The sequence below is a fragment of the Bradyrhizobium sp. USDA 4341 genome, from assembly GCF_054063755.1.
The window spans coordinates 9,557,060-9,572,267 of the sequence record NZ_JBSSGO010000002.1 but is presented as its reverse complement, the minus strand read 5'-3'; the positions used below and the strand labels follow the sequence as shown (position 1 = coordinate 9,572,267).

Sequence of the window (15,208 nt, the reverse complement as noted above, 5' to 3'; positions counted from 1 at the left end):
CCCAATTTCACGACGCGCCGACATCTACTCTTGCATCGCGGCGCGCGGCCCGATAGCCAAAAGCGTGATGTCCGCCTCCTCTCCCCCCATCATCGTGTTCGATCTGGACGGCACGCTGGTCGACACCGCGCCTGACCTGATCAGCGCGCTGAATTATGTGCTCGACCGCGAAGGTCTGCGGCCGGTGCCGCTGTCGGCCGCCCGCAACATGATCGGCGCCGGCGCGCGCAAGCTGCTCGAGCGCGGGCTCGAGGTGGACGGACGCGTGGTCAGCCTCGCGGACCTCGATCGCCTGACCAAGGATTTCATCGACTATTACGCCGAGCACATCGCCGACGGCTCGCGCCCGTTCGACGGGCTCGAAGCCGCGCTCGACCGGCTGGAGGCCAAGGGCCATCGCTTCGCGGTCTGCACCAATAAGCTGGAATGGCTGTCGAAGCTGCTGCTCGACCGGCTCGGTTTGACGCCGCGCTTTGCCGCGATCTGCGGCCAGGACACATTCGGCGTCGCCAAGCCCGATCCGGCGTTCCTGCGCGAGACGGTCGCCCGCGCCGGCGGAAAGCTGCCCGGCGCCATCATGGTCGGCGATGCCGGTCCCGATGTCGGGGTCGCCCGGCGCGCCAGCGTCCCGGTGATCGGCGTCGATTTCGGCTACACCGATGTCCCGATGACCGAGCTGAAACCGGACCGGCTGATCAGCCATATGCGCGATCTGCCGGACGCCGTGGCCAGCCTCGGCGCCGCATAAGATTTCCGCAACACATTGATATTACTTGGCAATATTTTTCCATGCGGATTTTCCATTAACCATCCTTTAACGAACAGACCTCCCCCTGTTGCACCTCTGTTCCGACGCTCCTATGGTCGGCCCGGGGATTGTGGCTGATTGCCGCAGTAAGAGTGTGGATCATGCGTCGTATCATCGTGATTGCGGCCGCCGGGCTGAGCCTGGCCGGCTGCTCTTCGTTCTCATTGGATTCGTTCAAGTCGGCACCGCCGCCGATGCAGGTGCAGCTGGATTCGGCCCCGCAAGGCGCCGACGCCGTGACCTCGATCGGGCCGGGTTGCAAGACGCCCTGCTCGGTGTCGATCCCGGCGCCGGAGGCCAATTTCACCGTCACCTTCAACATGCCGAAGTTCCAGCCGGCGACGGTGCCGGTGACGGTGACCCGCACACCGGGCGACATCACGAGCCCAGCCACCACCACGCTCGATCCGAGCCCGGTGTTCGCCGAGTTGCAACCCGCCGGTCCGCCGCCGCGCGGGCACAAGGCGATGCGGCCGAAGAAGAAGCCGAAGCCGGCTGCCGCTGCGGCTCCTGCCGCTTCGGACGCGGCGTTCCCTGCTCCGAGCGCGGCACCGCCGCCGGCAGCCGCGCCCACACGCTGACGCGCAACGCTGCGCGCTTCTGATCTAGATTGCACTGCACAAGAGCCCGGTCCAAAGCCGGGTTTTTGTATTTCGTGGAGACACATCGGCGATTGCGATCATGCATCGCGCGATCTGTCTCACCTATCGCGCGCGATCAGCTTTGCATGTTGCGGATCATCCTTACGGACGCATTGTGACGGCGCGCCAACGTGCATAGATTGTGGGCCTGGAGCCGGGCTCGGCTCCGCACGCAGGGACACATTTCAAGACTTGAGTTGAGGTCTTGAGTTAAGGTCTCGCCTTGAAGGCTTGGCTTAAAGGCTCGGGTTGAATGAACGGATCCACGCAGGCGCATTCCGACACGCTGTTTCGTCCGATGACCGATCCGTTCGGCCGGACGATCCGTTACCTGCGCGTCTCCGTCACCGACCGCTGCGACCTGCGCTGCTTCTATTGCATGTCGGAAGACATGACCTTCCTGCCGAAGGCCGACCTGCTGACGCTGGAAGAGCTCGACCGCCTGTGCTCGGCCTTCGTTGCCAAGGGCGTGCGCAAGATCCGCCTCACCGGCGGCGAGCCGCTGGTCCGCCGCAATGTGATGGGCCTGGTGCGTTCGCTGTCGCGCCACCTTTCGACCGGCGCGCTCGACGAATTGACGCTGACCACCAACGGTTCGCAGCTCGCACGCTTCGCACAGGAGCTGGTCGATTGCGGCGTGCGGCGCGTCAACGTCTCGCTCGACACGCTCGACCCCGTAAAGTTCCGGGCCATCACCCGCTGGGGCGACATCGACAAGGTGCTGTCGGGTATCGAGGCGGCACGATCGGCCGGGCTTGCGGTCAAGATCAACGCGGTCGCGCTGAAGAACATGAACGAGGACGAGATTCCCGCGCTGATGGAATGGGCGCATGGCAAGGGAATGGGCCTGACCTTGATCGAGGTGATGCCGATGGGCGACATCGGCGAGGGCCGCATCGATCAGTACGTTCCGCTGTCGCTGCTGCGCGCGCGGCTTGAGAAGCATTACACGCTGACCGACCTTGCCGACGACACCGGCGGCCCTGCCCGCTATGTCCGGGTCGCCGAGACCGGCGGCAAGCTCGGCTTCATCACGCCGATGACCCACAATTTCTGTGAATCCTGCAACCGGGTGCGGATCACCTGCACCGGCACGCTGCACACCTGCCTCGGCCACGAGGACGCCTCCGACCTGCGCCGGCCGCTGCGCGCCTCCGACGACAACGATCTGCTGTCGGCGGCCATCGACCGGGCGATCGGGCTGAAGCCGAAGGGGCACGATTTCATCATCGACCGCCGCCACAATCGCCCGAGCGTCAGCCGCCACATGAGCGTCACCGGCGGCTAGTTCAGAGCCCGCTGCCGACGCCTGCGCCGTCCCCCGATTACCAAGGCGGGACAACGATTTGTCGCGCCGTCAATTTGCCCATTTTCCGATTGACGGCGCTACACGGCGCTGATTTGGTGCCCCGGCTTTCACGCTCGCCCGGCCGGATAGGCCGCTGCCCCCTGTCGGCACCTGCCGACGATCCGGTAGCCAAGAGCACCTAACAACGGCGGAAGCGGATTTCGGGGGAGGATGAACGTTTGCAACTGCTCCTGAAGGTGAGCCGTGGCTCCGTGCGCGTGCGTGCGGCGGCCAGATGATGCTTGAAAAGATATTCGGCGCGCAGATCGCGCGGCCGTGGAGATTGTGATGCGCCCATTGTTGGCACTCAGTCAGGCCATCGACCGACTGAACGAGAAGATCGGATACGTCTGCAACCTCCTCGTCCTGCTCGCCTGCCTGGTCAGCGCCGGCAATGCCATGATCCGCTACGCGTTCAGCTACTCCTCGAACGGCTGGCTCGAGGCGCAGTGGTACATGTTTGCGATCCTCGTGATGTTCGGCGCCTCCTACACCTTCAAGCGCAACGAGCATGTGCGCGTCGAGATCCTCTATCTGATGCTGTCCGAACGCGGTCAGCTCTGGCTCGACTTGATCGGCACCCTGTTCTTCCTGATCCCCTCCTGTCTGCTGCTCGCCTATTTGTCCTGGCCGTTCTTCCACCAGGCCTACGCGGTCGGCGAGATGAGCGGCAATGCCGGCGGCCTGCTGCGCTGGCCGATCAAATTCGTTATCCCGTCCGGCTTCGTGATGCTCGCGTTGCAAGGCGTCTCCGAGGTGATCAAGCGGATCGCCGCGCTGCAGGGCTATGTGACGATCGACGCGAAGTACGAGAGGCCGACGCAATGACCATTACGCTGGAGATGATGCCGCCACTGATGTTCGGCGGCCTGATCATTGCAATGCTGATCGGCTATCCGGTGGCGTTCACGCTCGCCGCGGTCGGCCTGTCGTTCGGGTTTCTCTCGATCTATCTCGGCTTCTTCGACCTCAACTTCCTGCAGGCGATCCCGGGCCGCATCTTCGGCAGCGTGCTGTCCAACGAGCTTTTGCTCGCGATTCCGTTCTTCACCTTCATGGGCGCGATATTGGAGAGATGCGGGCTCGCCGAGGACATGCTGGATTCGATGGGCCAACTGTTCGGCCCGATCCGCGGCGGCCTCGGCTACTCCGTGATCATCGTCGGCTTCATCCTCGGCGCCATCACCGGCACGGTGGCGGCGCAGGTGATCGCCATGGCGCTGATCTCGATGCCGGTGATGATCCGCTACGGCTACAATATCCGCTACATCACCGGCGTGCTCGCCGCCTCCGGCACCATCACGCAGCTGGTACCGCCGTCGCTGGTCCTGATCGTGCTCGCCGACCAGCTCGGCAAGTCGGTCGGCGACATGTATCTCGGCGCCTGGGGCCCGTCGGTGTTCCAGATCCTGCTGTTCGCCGGCTACACCTTCCTGCTCGGCATCTTCAAGCCGAGCCATGTGCCCGCGGTGCCGATCGATGCCCGCACGCTGACCGGCTGGGCGCTGTGGAAGAAGTGCCTGCTCGGCATCATCCCCTCCGCGGTGCTGATCTTCGTCGTGCTCGGCACCATGATGATGGGCCTTGCGACCCCGACGGAAGCCGGCGCCATGGGCGCGGTCGGCGCCATCGTGCTCGCCGCGATCCACCACAAGGATTTCAGCGCGACCGGCCGCAAGATGCTCATCGTCGGCGTGATCGCCGGCGGCATCGGCACCATCATCGCGATGCTCTACAGCGAGAACCTGATCTTCAGGCTCGCCTTCGCGATCACCTATCTCGCGGTGGTCTGGATCTGCCTCGAAGCCGTCAAGATTCCGGACCTGCGCGACCTGATCAAGCAGGGCTACGAGACCACCATGCGCATCACCTGCATGGTCACCTTCATCCTGATCGGCTCGACCTGCTTCTCGGTGGTGTTCCTCGGCGTATCCGGCGGCGTCTGGCTCGAGCACCTTCTGACCTCGCTGCCCGGCGGCGTCTGGGGCTTCCTGATCTTCATCAACCTCTTCATCTTCTTCCTGGCGTTCTTCCTCGACTTCTTCGAGATCGCCTTCATCATCCTGCCGATGATCGCGCCGATCGCGCAGAAGGTGCTGGCGCCCGTGGTCGGCCCCGACGCCGCGCTGATCTGGTTCGGCGTCATGCTCTGCGTCAACATGCAGACCTCGTTCCTGCATCCGCCGTTCGGCTTCGCGCTGTTCTATCTGCGCGGCGTGGCGCCGAAGGAAGTGAAGAGCTCCGACATCTATTGGGGCGCAATGCCCTGGATCGGGTTGCAGGCGATCATGGTGGCGCTGGTGATCGCATTCCCGGTCGTCGTCACCGGACTGCTCGACAAGCCGCTCGATGTCGATCTCAACAAGGTCAAGATCGAGGTGCCGCAGATCGAGCTGCCGCCGCTCGATTTCGGGCAACCGAAGCAGTAGCCGGCCCCAGCTTCTTCAGCGTGCCCCCGGCGGAAGCGGGGCACGCTGGAACCGTTGACGGCGGCGTCGAGTCCTGTGAAGACGCGGGGATACGGATCGCCCTCCAACTCACAGACCGCCGCCATGCCCCAATCGCATCCCGCCCGCTCGTTCGTTCGCCCGCTCATCGCTTCCCTCAGCCTGGCATCCCTCAGCCTGGCGTTTGCCGCTGCCACAGCGCATGCGGCGCCGGCAGCCGACATTCGCGCACTGGCGCAACAGGAGCAGCAGCCGCTGCTCGACACCCTGCGCGACCTCGTGCAGATCGAATCCGGCAGCAAGGACATCGAAGGCCTCAACCAGATCGCCGCGCGCATCGCCGGCCAGCTCAAAGAACTCGGCGGCGCAGTGGACATCCTGCAGACCACCGACATCTACCGGCTGGACGATACGCCGGAGAAGATCGGCCCTGCCGTGCAGGCCGTCTTCAAGGGCACGGGCAGCGCGAAAATCATGCTGATCGCGCATATGGACACGGTGTATCTCAAGGGCATGCTGAAGGATCAGCCCTTCCGCGTCGATGGCGACAAGGCTTACGGCCTCGGCATCGCCGACGACAAGCAGGGCATCGCCACCATCATCCACAGCGTGGCGCTGCTGCAGAAGCTGAACTTTAGGGATTACGGCACGCTCACGGTGCTCATCAATGGCGACGAGGAGATCTCTTCGCCCGGCTGGCGCAGCACCATCACCCGCGTCGCCGCGGAGCAGGATGCCGTGTTCTCGTTCGAAGGCAGCGACGCCAGCGGCACGCTCCGCCTCGCCACCAGCGGCATCGGCTCGGCCTATCTCACGGTGCATGGCAAGTCGTCGCATGCGGGCGCCAGGCCTGAAGGCGGCGTGAATGCACTCTATGAGCTGTCACACCAGGTGCTGCAGATGAAAGACCTGTCGAAGCCCGAGCAGGGCCTCAAGCTGAACTGGACGGTTTCGAAGTCCGGCACCAACCGCAACGTAATCCCCGCCGAAGCCACCGCCCAGGCCGATGCGCGTGCGCTGAAGGTGTCCGACTTCGACGAACTCGAGACGGCGCTGCAGGACAAGATCAAGAACCACCTGCTGCCCGATTCCAAGGTGGACGTGAAGTTCGAGGTACGCCGCCCGCCGCTCGAAGCCAACGACGCCTCGCGCCGCGTGGCCGGCCACGGCAAGACGATCTATCAGGAACTCGGCATGCCGCTGAACGTGGCCGAGCGGGCCACGGGCGGCGGCACCGACGCTGCGTTTGCCGCCCTCAAGACCAAGGGAGCCGTGGTTGAAGGCATGGGCCTCTCGGGCTTCGGCGCACACTCCAACGATGCCGAGTACGTGCAGATCAACAGCATCGTGCCGCGCCTGTATTTGACCACGCGCATGATCATGGACCTGTCCGACGGCAAGGTGAAGTAAGCCGGCCGGCCCGCGGCACGACCGGTGCCGCAGGCCGAGCCTCTCACACGGTCGCCGGCTCTGTCCTGGCGAGGCGGAAGCTCAGCGTAAACTGGGCACCGCCGGACGGCAGGTTTTCTACCTTGATCGTCGCGTCGTGGTCGTCGACGACGCCGCGGACGATCGAGAGCCCGAGCCCCGCTCCGTCCGTGCGCTGGCGCTGACGATCGCCGCGCCAGAAGCGCTGGAACACCAGGCCCTGCTCGGCCGGCGCGATCCCCGGCCCGCAGTCGCGCACCTGCACCGAACCGTCCTCGTGCACCTCGACATCGACCGAGGTCGCGTCTGCCGTGTACTTGATGGCGTTCTCCGCCAGATTGAAGATCGCGCGCTGCAGCATCTCGGCATTGCCCTTGACCCGCACCGGACCGTCGGTGCCGCGCAGCGCGATGTCTTTCTGCTGCGCCAGCGCATAGGGCGCGATCGAGCCGACCACCTCGGCGCACACGGCGCGCAGATCCGCGGTTTCGCCGGGGTCCAGCACCAGCGTATCGAGCTCGGCAATCTCGAGCAGCTGGCTGACGATACGGCTCATGCTCTCGATGTCGGCATGCAGCTCCTTGGTTCCCCTGGCTACATCCAGCGTCTCGATCCGGGTCCTCAGGATCGCAAGCGGAGTGCGCAGTTGGTGCGCGGCATCGGCGGTGAACTGGCGCTGCACGTGAAACCCGTCCTCCAGACGATCGAAGGCCTGGTTGACGGCGGTCACCAGCGGCAGGATTTCGCTCGGAATCCCCTCCGTCGGCAGACGGATGTCGGTCCTGGCCGGTCCGATGCTCCTGGCCTCCTCCGAAGCCCGCAGCAGCGGAATCACGGCGCGGCGGAAGATCAGGATGTCGGTCGCCAGCAGGATCAGGAGGATCGGGATGGTGATCCAGCCGACCCGCCGGAAGAAGTTGGAAACGATGTCGTCGATGATGACGTCGCGATGCGACAGGTCCTCGGCGACCTGGATGCGCAGCGTCTGGCCGCCGACGAGCTTGGTGGCGCTGGCGCCGGAAATCCGGTCGGCCAGGGCCGGCAGTCGCGGCGCTCCGCGATGCGACGAAAACAGCAGATGGTCGTCCGCATCGTAGATGTCGTAGCGATAGCGCCCATAGGCGTCGGAATAGAGCCCCCTCAGGCTGTCCGGCAGGTTGAGCTGTACTTTGCCGGCGGAATCGACCACCAGGTTCTGGCCGAGATCGGCGGCCTGATCGCGCATCGCTTCGCGATGCAGCTGGTTGATCTCCGAGTTCAGCAACCACAGCAGCAGCAGCGGCAGGAAGATCGCGGCGACCGCGACCGCCACGATGTGCAGGAACACGATCCGCGAGGTCAGCGACGTGAAGCGGAACACCCCTATTTCTCCTCCGCCATCAGATAGCCGACGCCGCGAATGGTGTGGATGATGACCTTGGCGCGGTGCTCGGTGAGCAGCTTGCGCAGCCGCGACACGTAGACCTCGACGGCATTCGAGGCGACCTCGCCCGACAGCCCGAAGATGTGGTCCTCGACATTCTTCTTCGGCACCACCCGCCCCTGCCGCCGCAGCAGGATTTCGAGCACCGACGTTTCGCGCGCGGAGAAGACGTGCGGAGCACCGTCGACGAACACCTGCTTGCTCTCGGTGTCGTAGACAAGATTGGCGAGCTTCAGCGACGAGCCGAGCAGCTGGCCGGGCCGGCGCAGGATGGCTTCGAGCCGCGCCACCAGCTCTTCCAGCGCGAACGGCTTCGCCAGATAATCGTCCGCGCCGCTGCGCAGGCCGTTGACCCGATCCTGCAGGCCGTTGCGCGCGGTCAACACCAGGACCGGCAGCGGGTCGGTCTTGCGGCGCAGCTCCGACAGCACCGACAGGCCATCACCGTCCGGCAGACCGAGATCGAGGATCATGGCAGCATAGGTGACGCTGCGCAGCGCATCACGCGCCTCGGCAACGCTGTTGACGATATCGGACTCATATCCCGCCGCCACCAGCCCGCTCGCGAGCAGTCGCGATAGCTCGAGATTGTCCTCGACGATCAGAAGGCGCATCGCAGCAGTCCTGTTTTCATTCGATCGGTCTTCCGATTGCACACCTTGTTGCGATGCGCCAGCCAAGCGACAATTCCGCAACAGATCGCACGTTGAGCAATCCCGATGTGCAAACGATACGCATTTAAGCACAACGCCGGGATTGCCGCTAACCGCGCTATGTTTTGGCTATGTGCCGCGGCTCCTATTCCCACGCAAAATAGATAAACCGGCCCCCGCCGCAATCAAATTCGCGCGCCGGGCGCTCTCTTGAAAAGGCGAATGTAAGGCTGGCGTCAGCTAGCCCTGATAATCGTTCATCTGCTCTCACCGGGAGATCGGACGACGGCCCGCCATGCGGCAAGACCTCGTCTCTCGCGCGAGACTTTCATGCAGTATTGGCGGCGGGCGATGTCATTTCGAATGAAGTATATGGGCTTTGCGGCGATGCCGGTGCTGGCGGCGCTTCTCGCCGGCGCGTGGCTCACGACGCGCGCCGATGGTGTCGTGAACGCCAAGGCCGCGCAGGAGACCGCGCCGCAGGACGTCAACGTCGAGCAGCAATACGTCGCGCTGAGCGACAAGCAGGCGGCCTCCCTGAAGACCATGGCCGCGGAGCAGCGTTCGTTCCGGACCCTGAAGAACGCGGTCGGCTCGATCGACTTCAATCAGAACATGCTGGTGCAGGCGTTTACCTCAAATCCCGGCAGGATCGTCGACACGCCCCTCAATGTCGGTGACGAGGTTGCGAAGGGCGACAGGCTGTTCACGATCGACAGCCCCGATCTGCTGCAAGCCGAGTCGTCGCTGCTCGCCGCGGCCGGCGTGCTCGAACTGCAGACCAGGACGCTGGCGCGGGTCAGGCAGCTGCTGAAGACCGGCGGCGGCGCGCAAAAGGACGTCGACCAGGCGACGTCGGATCAGCAGACCGCCGAGGGCAACTACAAGGCCGGGCGCGACGCGGTGCGCATCTTCGGCAAGACCGACGCCGAGATCGACCGTATCGTCGCCGACCGCAAGGTCGATTCCATTCTCGTGGTGCCGAGCCCGATCTCCGGCCGGATCATTGCGCGCAATGCCGCGCCGGGACTCTTTGTGCAGCCCGGCAATGCACCGGCGCCCTATTCGCTGGCCGACATCTCGACGATGTGGATGGTCGCCAATGTGATCGAGACCGATGCCCCCGCCTACCGGATCGGTCAACCGGTCGAGGTGCGGGTGCCGGCCTATCCGAATGAGGTGTTTCGCGGCCGCGTGACGACGCTCGGCCTCAACATCGATCCGAACTCGCACCGCCAGCTGGTGCGTTCGGTGATCGATGATCCCCAGCACAAGCTGCGCGCCGGCATGCTGGCGAGCTTCACCATCGAAACCGAACCGCCAAAGCTGTCGGTGTGCGTTCCGCTGGACGCCATCGTGCGCGAGGGCGACGGCACGATGACGGTGTGGGTAACGACCGACGGCCGCAAGTTCGACCGCCGCACGGTGACGATCGGCATGGAGCAGGACGGCTGGCGGCAAATCCTCAACGGCCTCGCAGCCGGCGAGAAGGTCGCCTCCACGGGCGCGATCTTCCTCAGCAACAAGTTCGCCAACGCGGCCACCGGCTAGCGCGCCAGCCGCAACGCTGACCGCGCCCTCGTCCGCTCAAGAGTAAGTGCAGCACCTTGATCAAGAGCCTCCTTCAATTCGGTCTGACCCGAAGCGCCGTCATCGTGCTCGGCCTCGCGGTGTTCTGCGCCGCCGGATTCGCCGCGTTCGCCAAGCTGAACATCGAGGCCTATCCGAACCCGGCGCCCGTCATCCTCGAGATCACGGCCCAGGCCGCCGGCCTCTCCGCCGAGGAGATGGAGAAGTACTACACGATCCCGATGGAGGTCGGGCTGTACTCGACGCCGGGCGTGGTCAACATCCGCTCGACCTCGTTCTACGGGCTGTCGTTCGTGCGGGTCACCTTCAAATACGGCGTCGACTATTACTTCGCGCTGTCGCAGGCCACCAACAACCTCACGCAGAACGTTCAGCTTCCCGGCAACCAGATCCCGCAGATCCAGCAGTCGAGCCTGGTCGGCGAGATCTATCGCTACCAGCTCGTCGGTCCGCCGAATTTCGGCCTGACCAATCTCAGGACGTTGCAGGATTACGTCGTCGCCCGCCGGCTGATGACGCTTCCAGGCGTGGTGCAGATCAATGCCTGGGGCGGCACCACCAAGCAGTTCAACGTCGACGCCGATCTCGCCAAGCTCGAAGCCTATAACATCACCGTGCCGCAGCTGATCAGCGCGCTCGGCAACGCGAACATCAATGTCGGTGGCCGCGAAATCGCGATCGGCCTGCAATCCGTCAACATCCGCGGCATCGGCCTGATCAACTCAGGCGGCGATGACGATATCACCAAGGGCTACAGGGTCCGGGACATCGAGAACGTCGTCCTGACCCAATCCAACGGGCTGCCGATCCAGATCAAGGACGTCGCCAAGGTCTCGGTCGGCTATGTGCCGCGGCTCGGCATCGCCGGCAAGGACAGGAACGACGACGTCGCCGCGGCCATCGTCGTGATGGGACGCACGCAGCACACCAACGACATCGTGCCGAAGGTCGAGGAGGAAGTCGCCAAGATCAACAGCGACGGCACCCTGCCTGCCGGCGTCAAGGTGGTCCCCTATTACGACCGCACCTCGCTGGTCAGCGTCACGACCCACACCGTGCTGCACAATTTGATGTTCGGCTGCCTGCTGGTGTTCGTGATCCAGTGGGTCTTCCTCGGCGACCTGCGCAGCGCGCTGATCGTCAGCGCCAACATCCCGTTCGCGCTGTTCTTCGCGATCATCATCCTGGTGCTGCAGGGCGAGGACGCCAATCTGCTGTCGCTCGGCGCCGTCGACTTCGGGATCATCGTCGATTCCGCCGTCATCATGATGGAGAACATCTTCCGCAACTTCCAGTCCAGCCCGGAGAACCGGCTGCGGGTGCTGCAAAACCTCGCCGAGGGATACTGGGGTGGCGATCCCACGACGCGAAACGACCAGCCCGCGCCGGGCTGGTCCGAGCGGCTGCGCATGATCTTCGTCAGCGCATTGCAGGTCGACAAGGCGGTGTTCTTCACCGCGGCCATCACGGTCACCGCATTCGTGCCGCTGTTCACCATGCAGGGCGTCGAAGGCCAGATCTTCGGCCCGATGGCGCGAACCTACGGCTACGCGCTCGCCGGCGCGCTGCTGGCGACATTCACGGTAACGCCGGTGCTGGCATCGCTGCTGCTGCCGAAGCATATCGAGGAAACCGAAACCATCATCGTGCGCTCGCTGCGCAGGGCCTACACACCCGTGCTGCGCTGGTCGCTGACGCATCTGAGGGTCGCGGTCGCAGCCGGCATCATTTTCCTCGGACTGAGCGGCCTTGCTGCGAGCCGGCTCGGCAGCGAATTCCTGCCCGCGCTCGAGGAGGGCAATTTCTGGATCCGCGCCTCGATGCCGCCGACCATGTCGCTCGACGCCGGCACTGAACCGACCCGCAAGATGCGCGAGATCCTGTTGCGTCACCCTGAGATCATCACGGTGGTGTCACAGCATGGCCGCCCCGACAATGGCAGCGACGCCTCTCCATTCTCCAATGTCGAGCTGTTCGCGCCGATCAAGCCGTTCGACCAGTGGCCGCCTGGCCTGACCAAGGAGAAGCTCACCGAGGAACTGCAGCGGGAGTTCGACGAGGAACTGCCCGGCGTCACCTTCAACTTCTCGCAATACATCCAGGACAACGTCGAGGAGGCGCTGTCAGGCGTCAAGGGCGCGAACTCGGTCAAGATCATCGGTCCCAACCTCGCCGTGCTCGAACAGCTCGCGACCAAGGTCGCGCAGGAGATGGCCAAGATCCGCGGCGTCGCCGATCTCGGCATCTTCCACCTGGTCGGGCAGCCCAACCTCAACATCAAGGTGAACCGCGAGAAGACCGCGCGCTACGGTCTCAATACCGGCGACGTGACGACCGTCGTCCAGGCCGCGCTCGGCGGCACCAGCGCGACGACGGTGCTGGAGGGCGACCGGCAGTTCGGCGTGGTCGTGCGGCTCGATCCGAAGTTCCGCCAGAGCATCGACGAAGTGCGCGAGATCAAGGTGGCCTACCAGACGCCATCCGGCACCAACGCTTACATCCCCTTGAGCGAGCTTGCCGACATCTCGCTCGATACCGGCGCGTCGTTCATCTACCGCGAGCGCAGCCAGCGCTACATCCCGATCAAGTTCAGCGTGCGCGGCCGCGATCTCGGCAGCACGGTGGCGGACGCACAGACGCGCGTCGCCGAGGCCGTGCAGCTTCCGACCGGTTACCGGATGATCTGGTCCGGCGAATTCGACAATCTCGAAGCCGCCAAGGCGCGCCTGATGATCGTGGTGCCTGTGACGCTGCTGCTGATCTTCGTGCTGCTCTACAGCCTGTTCAACTCGCTGCGTGACAGCCTGCTGGCGCTCGCCGGCATACCCTTCGCGGTCGGCGGCGGCCTGATCGCGCTGTACCTCGCCGGGCTCGATTTCTCGATCTCGGCCGCGATCGGCTTCATCTCGCTGTTCGGCGTCGCGGTCATGGACGGCATCCTCAACATCACCTATTTCCGCGAATTGCGGGCCGCGGGCATGAGCATCGCGGAGGCGGTATTCAACGGCGCCGAGCAGCGCATGCGGCCGATGCTGATGACCGCGCTGTCCGCGGGCGTCGGCCTGTTCCCCGCCGCGCTGTCGCACGGCATCGGCAGCCAGGTGCAGCGGCCGCTCGCGACCGTGGTGGTCGGTGGCATGTTCATCGGCCCGCTGCTGCTGCTGATCGTAGCGCCTGCGCTGCGCAAGATCTTCCTGTCGCGCGAGCCTGTCGCCTCTCCCGACCAGGCGGCTGCCACGGCGCCGCCCGAAGCGGCGCATGAAGGGGGCGCCTGATGTCCGAGATCGTCGCAAGGGTTGTTGCCGCGCTCGCGCGGTGCGGAAGGCGCGCCCTGCGTCCGACGCTTGGCGCCGGCACCGCCGGGCTGTTGCTGGCAAGCTGCGCCGTCGGCCCGAATTTCGTGCCGCCGGCCGCCCCGGACGTCGATCGCTACACGCCGGAGAAGCTGGCCTCCCCGAGCTCGAGTGCCGGGGGCCCCAGCGTGCCCAAGCAGCACTTCGTCAGCGGAGAGGACGTATCGCTGCGGTGGTGGATGGCATTTCGCTCAAAGCCGCTCGACGAGTTGATCAAGATGTCGGTCGAGCACAATCCGTCCCTGCAAGCGGCCGAGGCGTCGATCAGGATCGCGCAATACAACGCGCTGGCGCAGCGCGGGCTGTTCTTCCCGCAGCTCGGCGCAAATTACACGCCCGCCCAGCAGCAGATTTCCGGCGCATCGGGTTCGGGCCCGGGCGGCCAGTCGCCTTCGGTATTTTCGCTTCATACCGCGCAACTGAACGTCAGCTTCGTGCCGGATATCTGGGGCCAGAATGTTCGCGCGGTCGAAAGTCTCGGCGCGATTTCCGAGCAGCAACTGTTCCAGCTGGAAGCGGCCTACCTCACGCTGACAGCCAACGTCGTCACCGCGGCGATCCAGGAAGCATCGCTGCACGGCCAGATTGCCGCGATCCAGCGCGTCGTGAAGATCGAACGCGGCATTCTGGAGATCGTGAAGAACCAGTTCAACGCGGGCGGCGCCGCCCAGGTCGACGTGCTGGCGCAGGAGGCCGCGCTGGCCCAGTCCGAGCAACTGCTGCCGCCGCTCGAAAAGCAGCTCGCGGTTCAGCGCGACCTGCTGACGTCGATGGCCGGGCAATTCTCGGCGGACGAAATCCTGCAGAAGTTCACGCTCGACCGCCTGGCGCTTCCCGCACACCTGCCGGTGAGCCTGCCGAGCAAGATGATTGCCCAGCGACCGGATGTCAGGGCCGCGGAGGCGCTGCTGCACTCGGCGAATGCCCAGGTCGGCGTGTCGATCGCGGCGCGGCTGCCCAACATCACGATCACCGGCAATGCCGGCGCCGCCGGCTTCAGCCTCGCCGAGCTGTTCACGCCGGGGACCAGCTTCTACGTCATCGCGGCGAGCGCGACCCAGCCGCTGTTCGACGGCCTGACGCTCTACCACAAGCAGAAGGCCGCGGAGGCCGCGATGGACCAGGCGGATGCGCTCTATCGCCAGGCCGTCGTCACCGCGATGCAGAACGTCGCAGACGCCTTGCGCAGCCTGCAGGCCGACGCGCGCGCCTTGCAGGCTGCCGTCAGGGCCGAGCTCGCCGCCAAGGCCAGCCTCGACATCATTCAGAAGCAGCTTGCTCTCGGGCAAGTCAATCAGGTGGTCGTGCTCAATGCCCAGCAGGTCTATCTGACGGCGGCAGTGGTCCGCGTGCAGGCCCAGGCGACGCGCCTCTCGGACAGCGCCGCGCTTTTCATGGCGCTTGGTGGCGGCTGGCCGACAAACTGCGCATCCGACGACTGGCGCAAATGTGCCCTGGAGGATTTGCCCGCCGCCACCCCGCAGCGCGTCAGCGAAAACGGGCCGCCTGTCCGCTGA

At 65.0% G+C, this 15,208-nt stretch carries 11 protein-coding genes; 9 read left to right on the top strand and 2 right to left on the bottom strand.

Annotated elements, in window-relative coordinates:
* The first annotated feature begins 67 nt into the window (after positions 1–67).
* The 6 genes from ACVIGB_RS50230 to ACVIGB_RS50205 all read left to right on the top strand — a co-directional run bounded on the left by ACVIGB_RS50230 (position 68) and on the right by ACVIGB_RS50205 (position 6,654).
* Positions 68–748, top strand: coding sequence for an HAD hydrolase-like protein (locus tag ACVIGB_RS50230; RefSeq protein WP_456723648.1), 681 nt, complete (start codon positions 68–70; stop codon positions 746–748).
* A 161-nt stretch (positions 749–909) separates the two neighbouring features.
* Positions 910–1,389, top strand: coding sequence for a hypothetical protein (locus ACVIGB_RS50225; RefSeq protein WP_092127175.1), 480 nt, complete (start codon positions 910–912; stop codon positions 1,387–1,389).
* 313 nt (positions 1,390–1,702) lie between these two features.
* A complete protein-coding gene (moaA, locus tag ACVIGB_RS50220) occupies positions 1,703–2,737 on the top strand; it encodes a GTP 3',8-cyclase MoaA (protein WP_456723649.1) in 1,035 nt (344 codons plus the stop codon).
* Between the two features lie 348 nt (positions 2,738–3,085).
* The gene (locus ACVIGB_RS50215) at positions 3,086–3,625 is read left to right on the top strand and encodes a TRAP transporter small permease subunit (protein ID WP_092127299.1); all 540 of its coding nucleotides are present in this window, start codon (positions 3,086–3,088) and stop codon (positions 3,623–3,625) included.
* Positions 3,622–5,226 carry a TRAP transporter large permease gene (locus ACVIGB_RS50210; protein ID WP_092127171.1) on the top strand — a complete coding sequence of 535 codons (1,605 nt, stop codon included), beginning with the start codon at positions 3,622–3,624 and terminating at the stop codon, positions 5,224–5,226. The genes ACVIGB_RS50215 and ACVIGB_RS50210 overlap by 4 nt, the downstream gene beginning before the upstream one ends.
* A 123-nt stretch (positions 5,227–5,349) precedes the next feature.
* A complete protein-coding gene (locus tag ACVIGB_RS50205; RefSeq protein ID WP_456723650.1) occupies positions 5,350–6,654 on the top strand; it encodes a M20/M25/M40 family metallo-hydrolase in 1,305 nt (434 codons plus the stop codon).
* Positions 6,655–6,697: 43 nt separating this feature from the next.
* Here ACVIGB_RS50205 and ACVIGB_RS50200 read toward each other — a convergent pair whose 3' ends face one another.
* Both ACVIGB_RS50200 and ACVIGB_RS50195 read right to left on the bottom strand, forming a co-directional pair.
* Positions 6,698–8,032, bottom strand: a complete 1,335-nt coding sequence (locus ACVIGB_RS50200) for a sensor histidine kinase (RefSeq protein WP_456723651.1) — start codon at positions 8,030–8,032, stop codon at positions 6,698–6,700.
* A gap of 2 nt (positions 8,033–8,034) precedes the next feature.
* Positions 8,035–8,709 carry a response regulator gene (locus ACVIGB_RS50195; protein WP_092125557.1) on the bottom strand — a complete coding sequence of 225 codons (675 nt, stop codon included), beginning with the start codon at positions 8,707–8,709 and terminating at the stop codon, positions 8,035–8,037.
* 390 nt (positions 8,710–9,099) lie between these two features.
* Here ACVIGB_RS50195 and ACVIGB_RS50190 point away from each other — a divergent pair, with 390 nt between their 5' ends.
* Genes ACVIGB_RS50190 through ACVIGB_RS50180 form a run of 3 tightly spaced genes read left to right on the top strand, consistent with a single transcriptional unit; the run spans position 9,100 to position 15,208 of the window.
* Entirely contained in the window at positions 9,100–10,299 is a 1,200-nt protein-coding gene (locus ACVIGB_RS50190; protein WP_456723652.1) for an efflux RND transporter periplasmic adaptor subunit, read from the top strand.
* Between the two features lie 56 nt (positions 10,300–10,355).
* A complete protein-coding gene (locus tag ACVIGB_RS50185) occupies positions 10,356–13,613 on the top strand; it encodes an efflux RND transporter permease subunit (protein WP_456723653.1) in 3,258 nt (1,085 codons plus the stop codon).
* Entirely contained in the window at positions 13,613–15,208 is a 1,596-nt protein-coding gene (locus ACVIGB_RS50180; protein ID WP_456723654.1) for an efflux transporter outer membrane subunit, read from the top strand. The genes ACVIGB_RS50185 and ACVIGB_RS50180 overlap by 1 nt, the downstream gene beginning before the upstream one ends.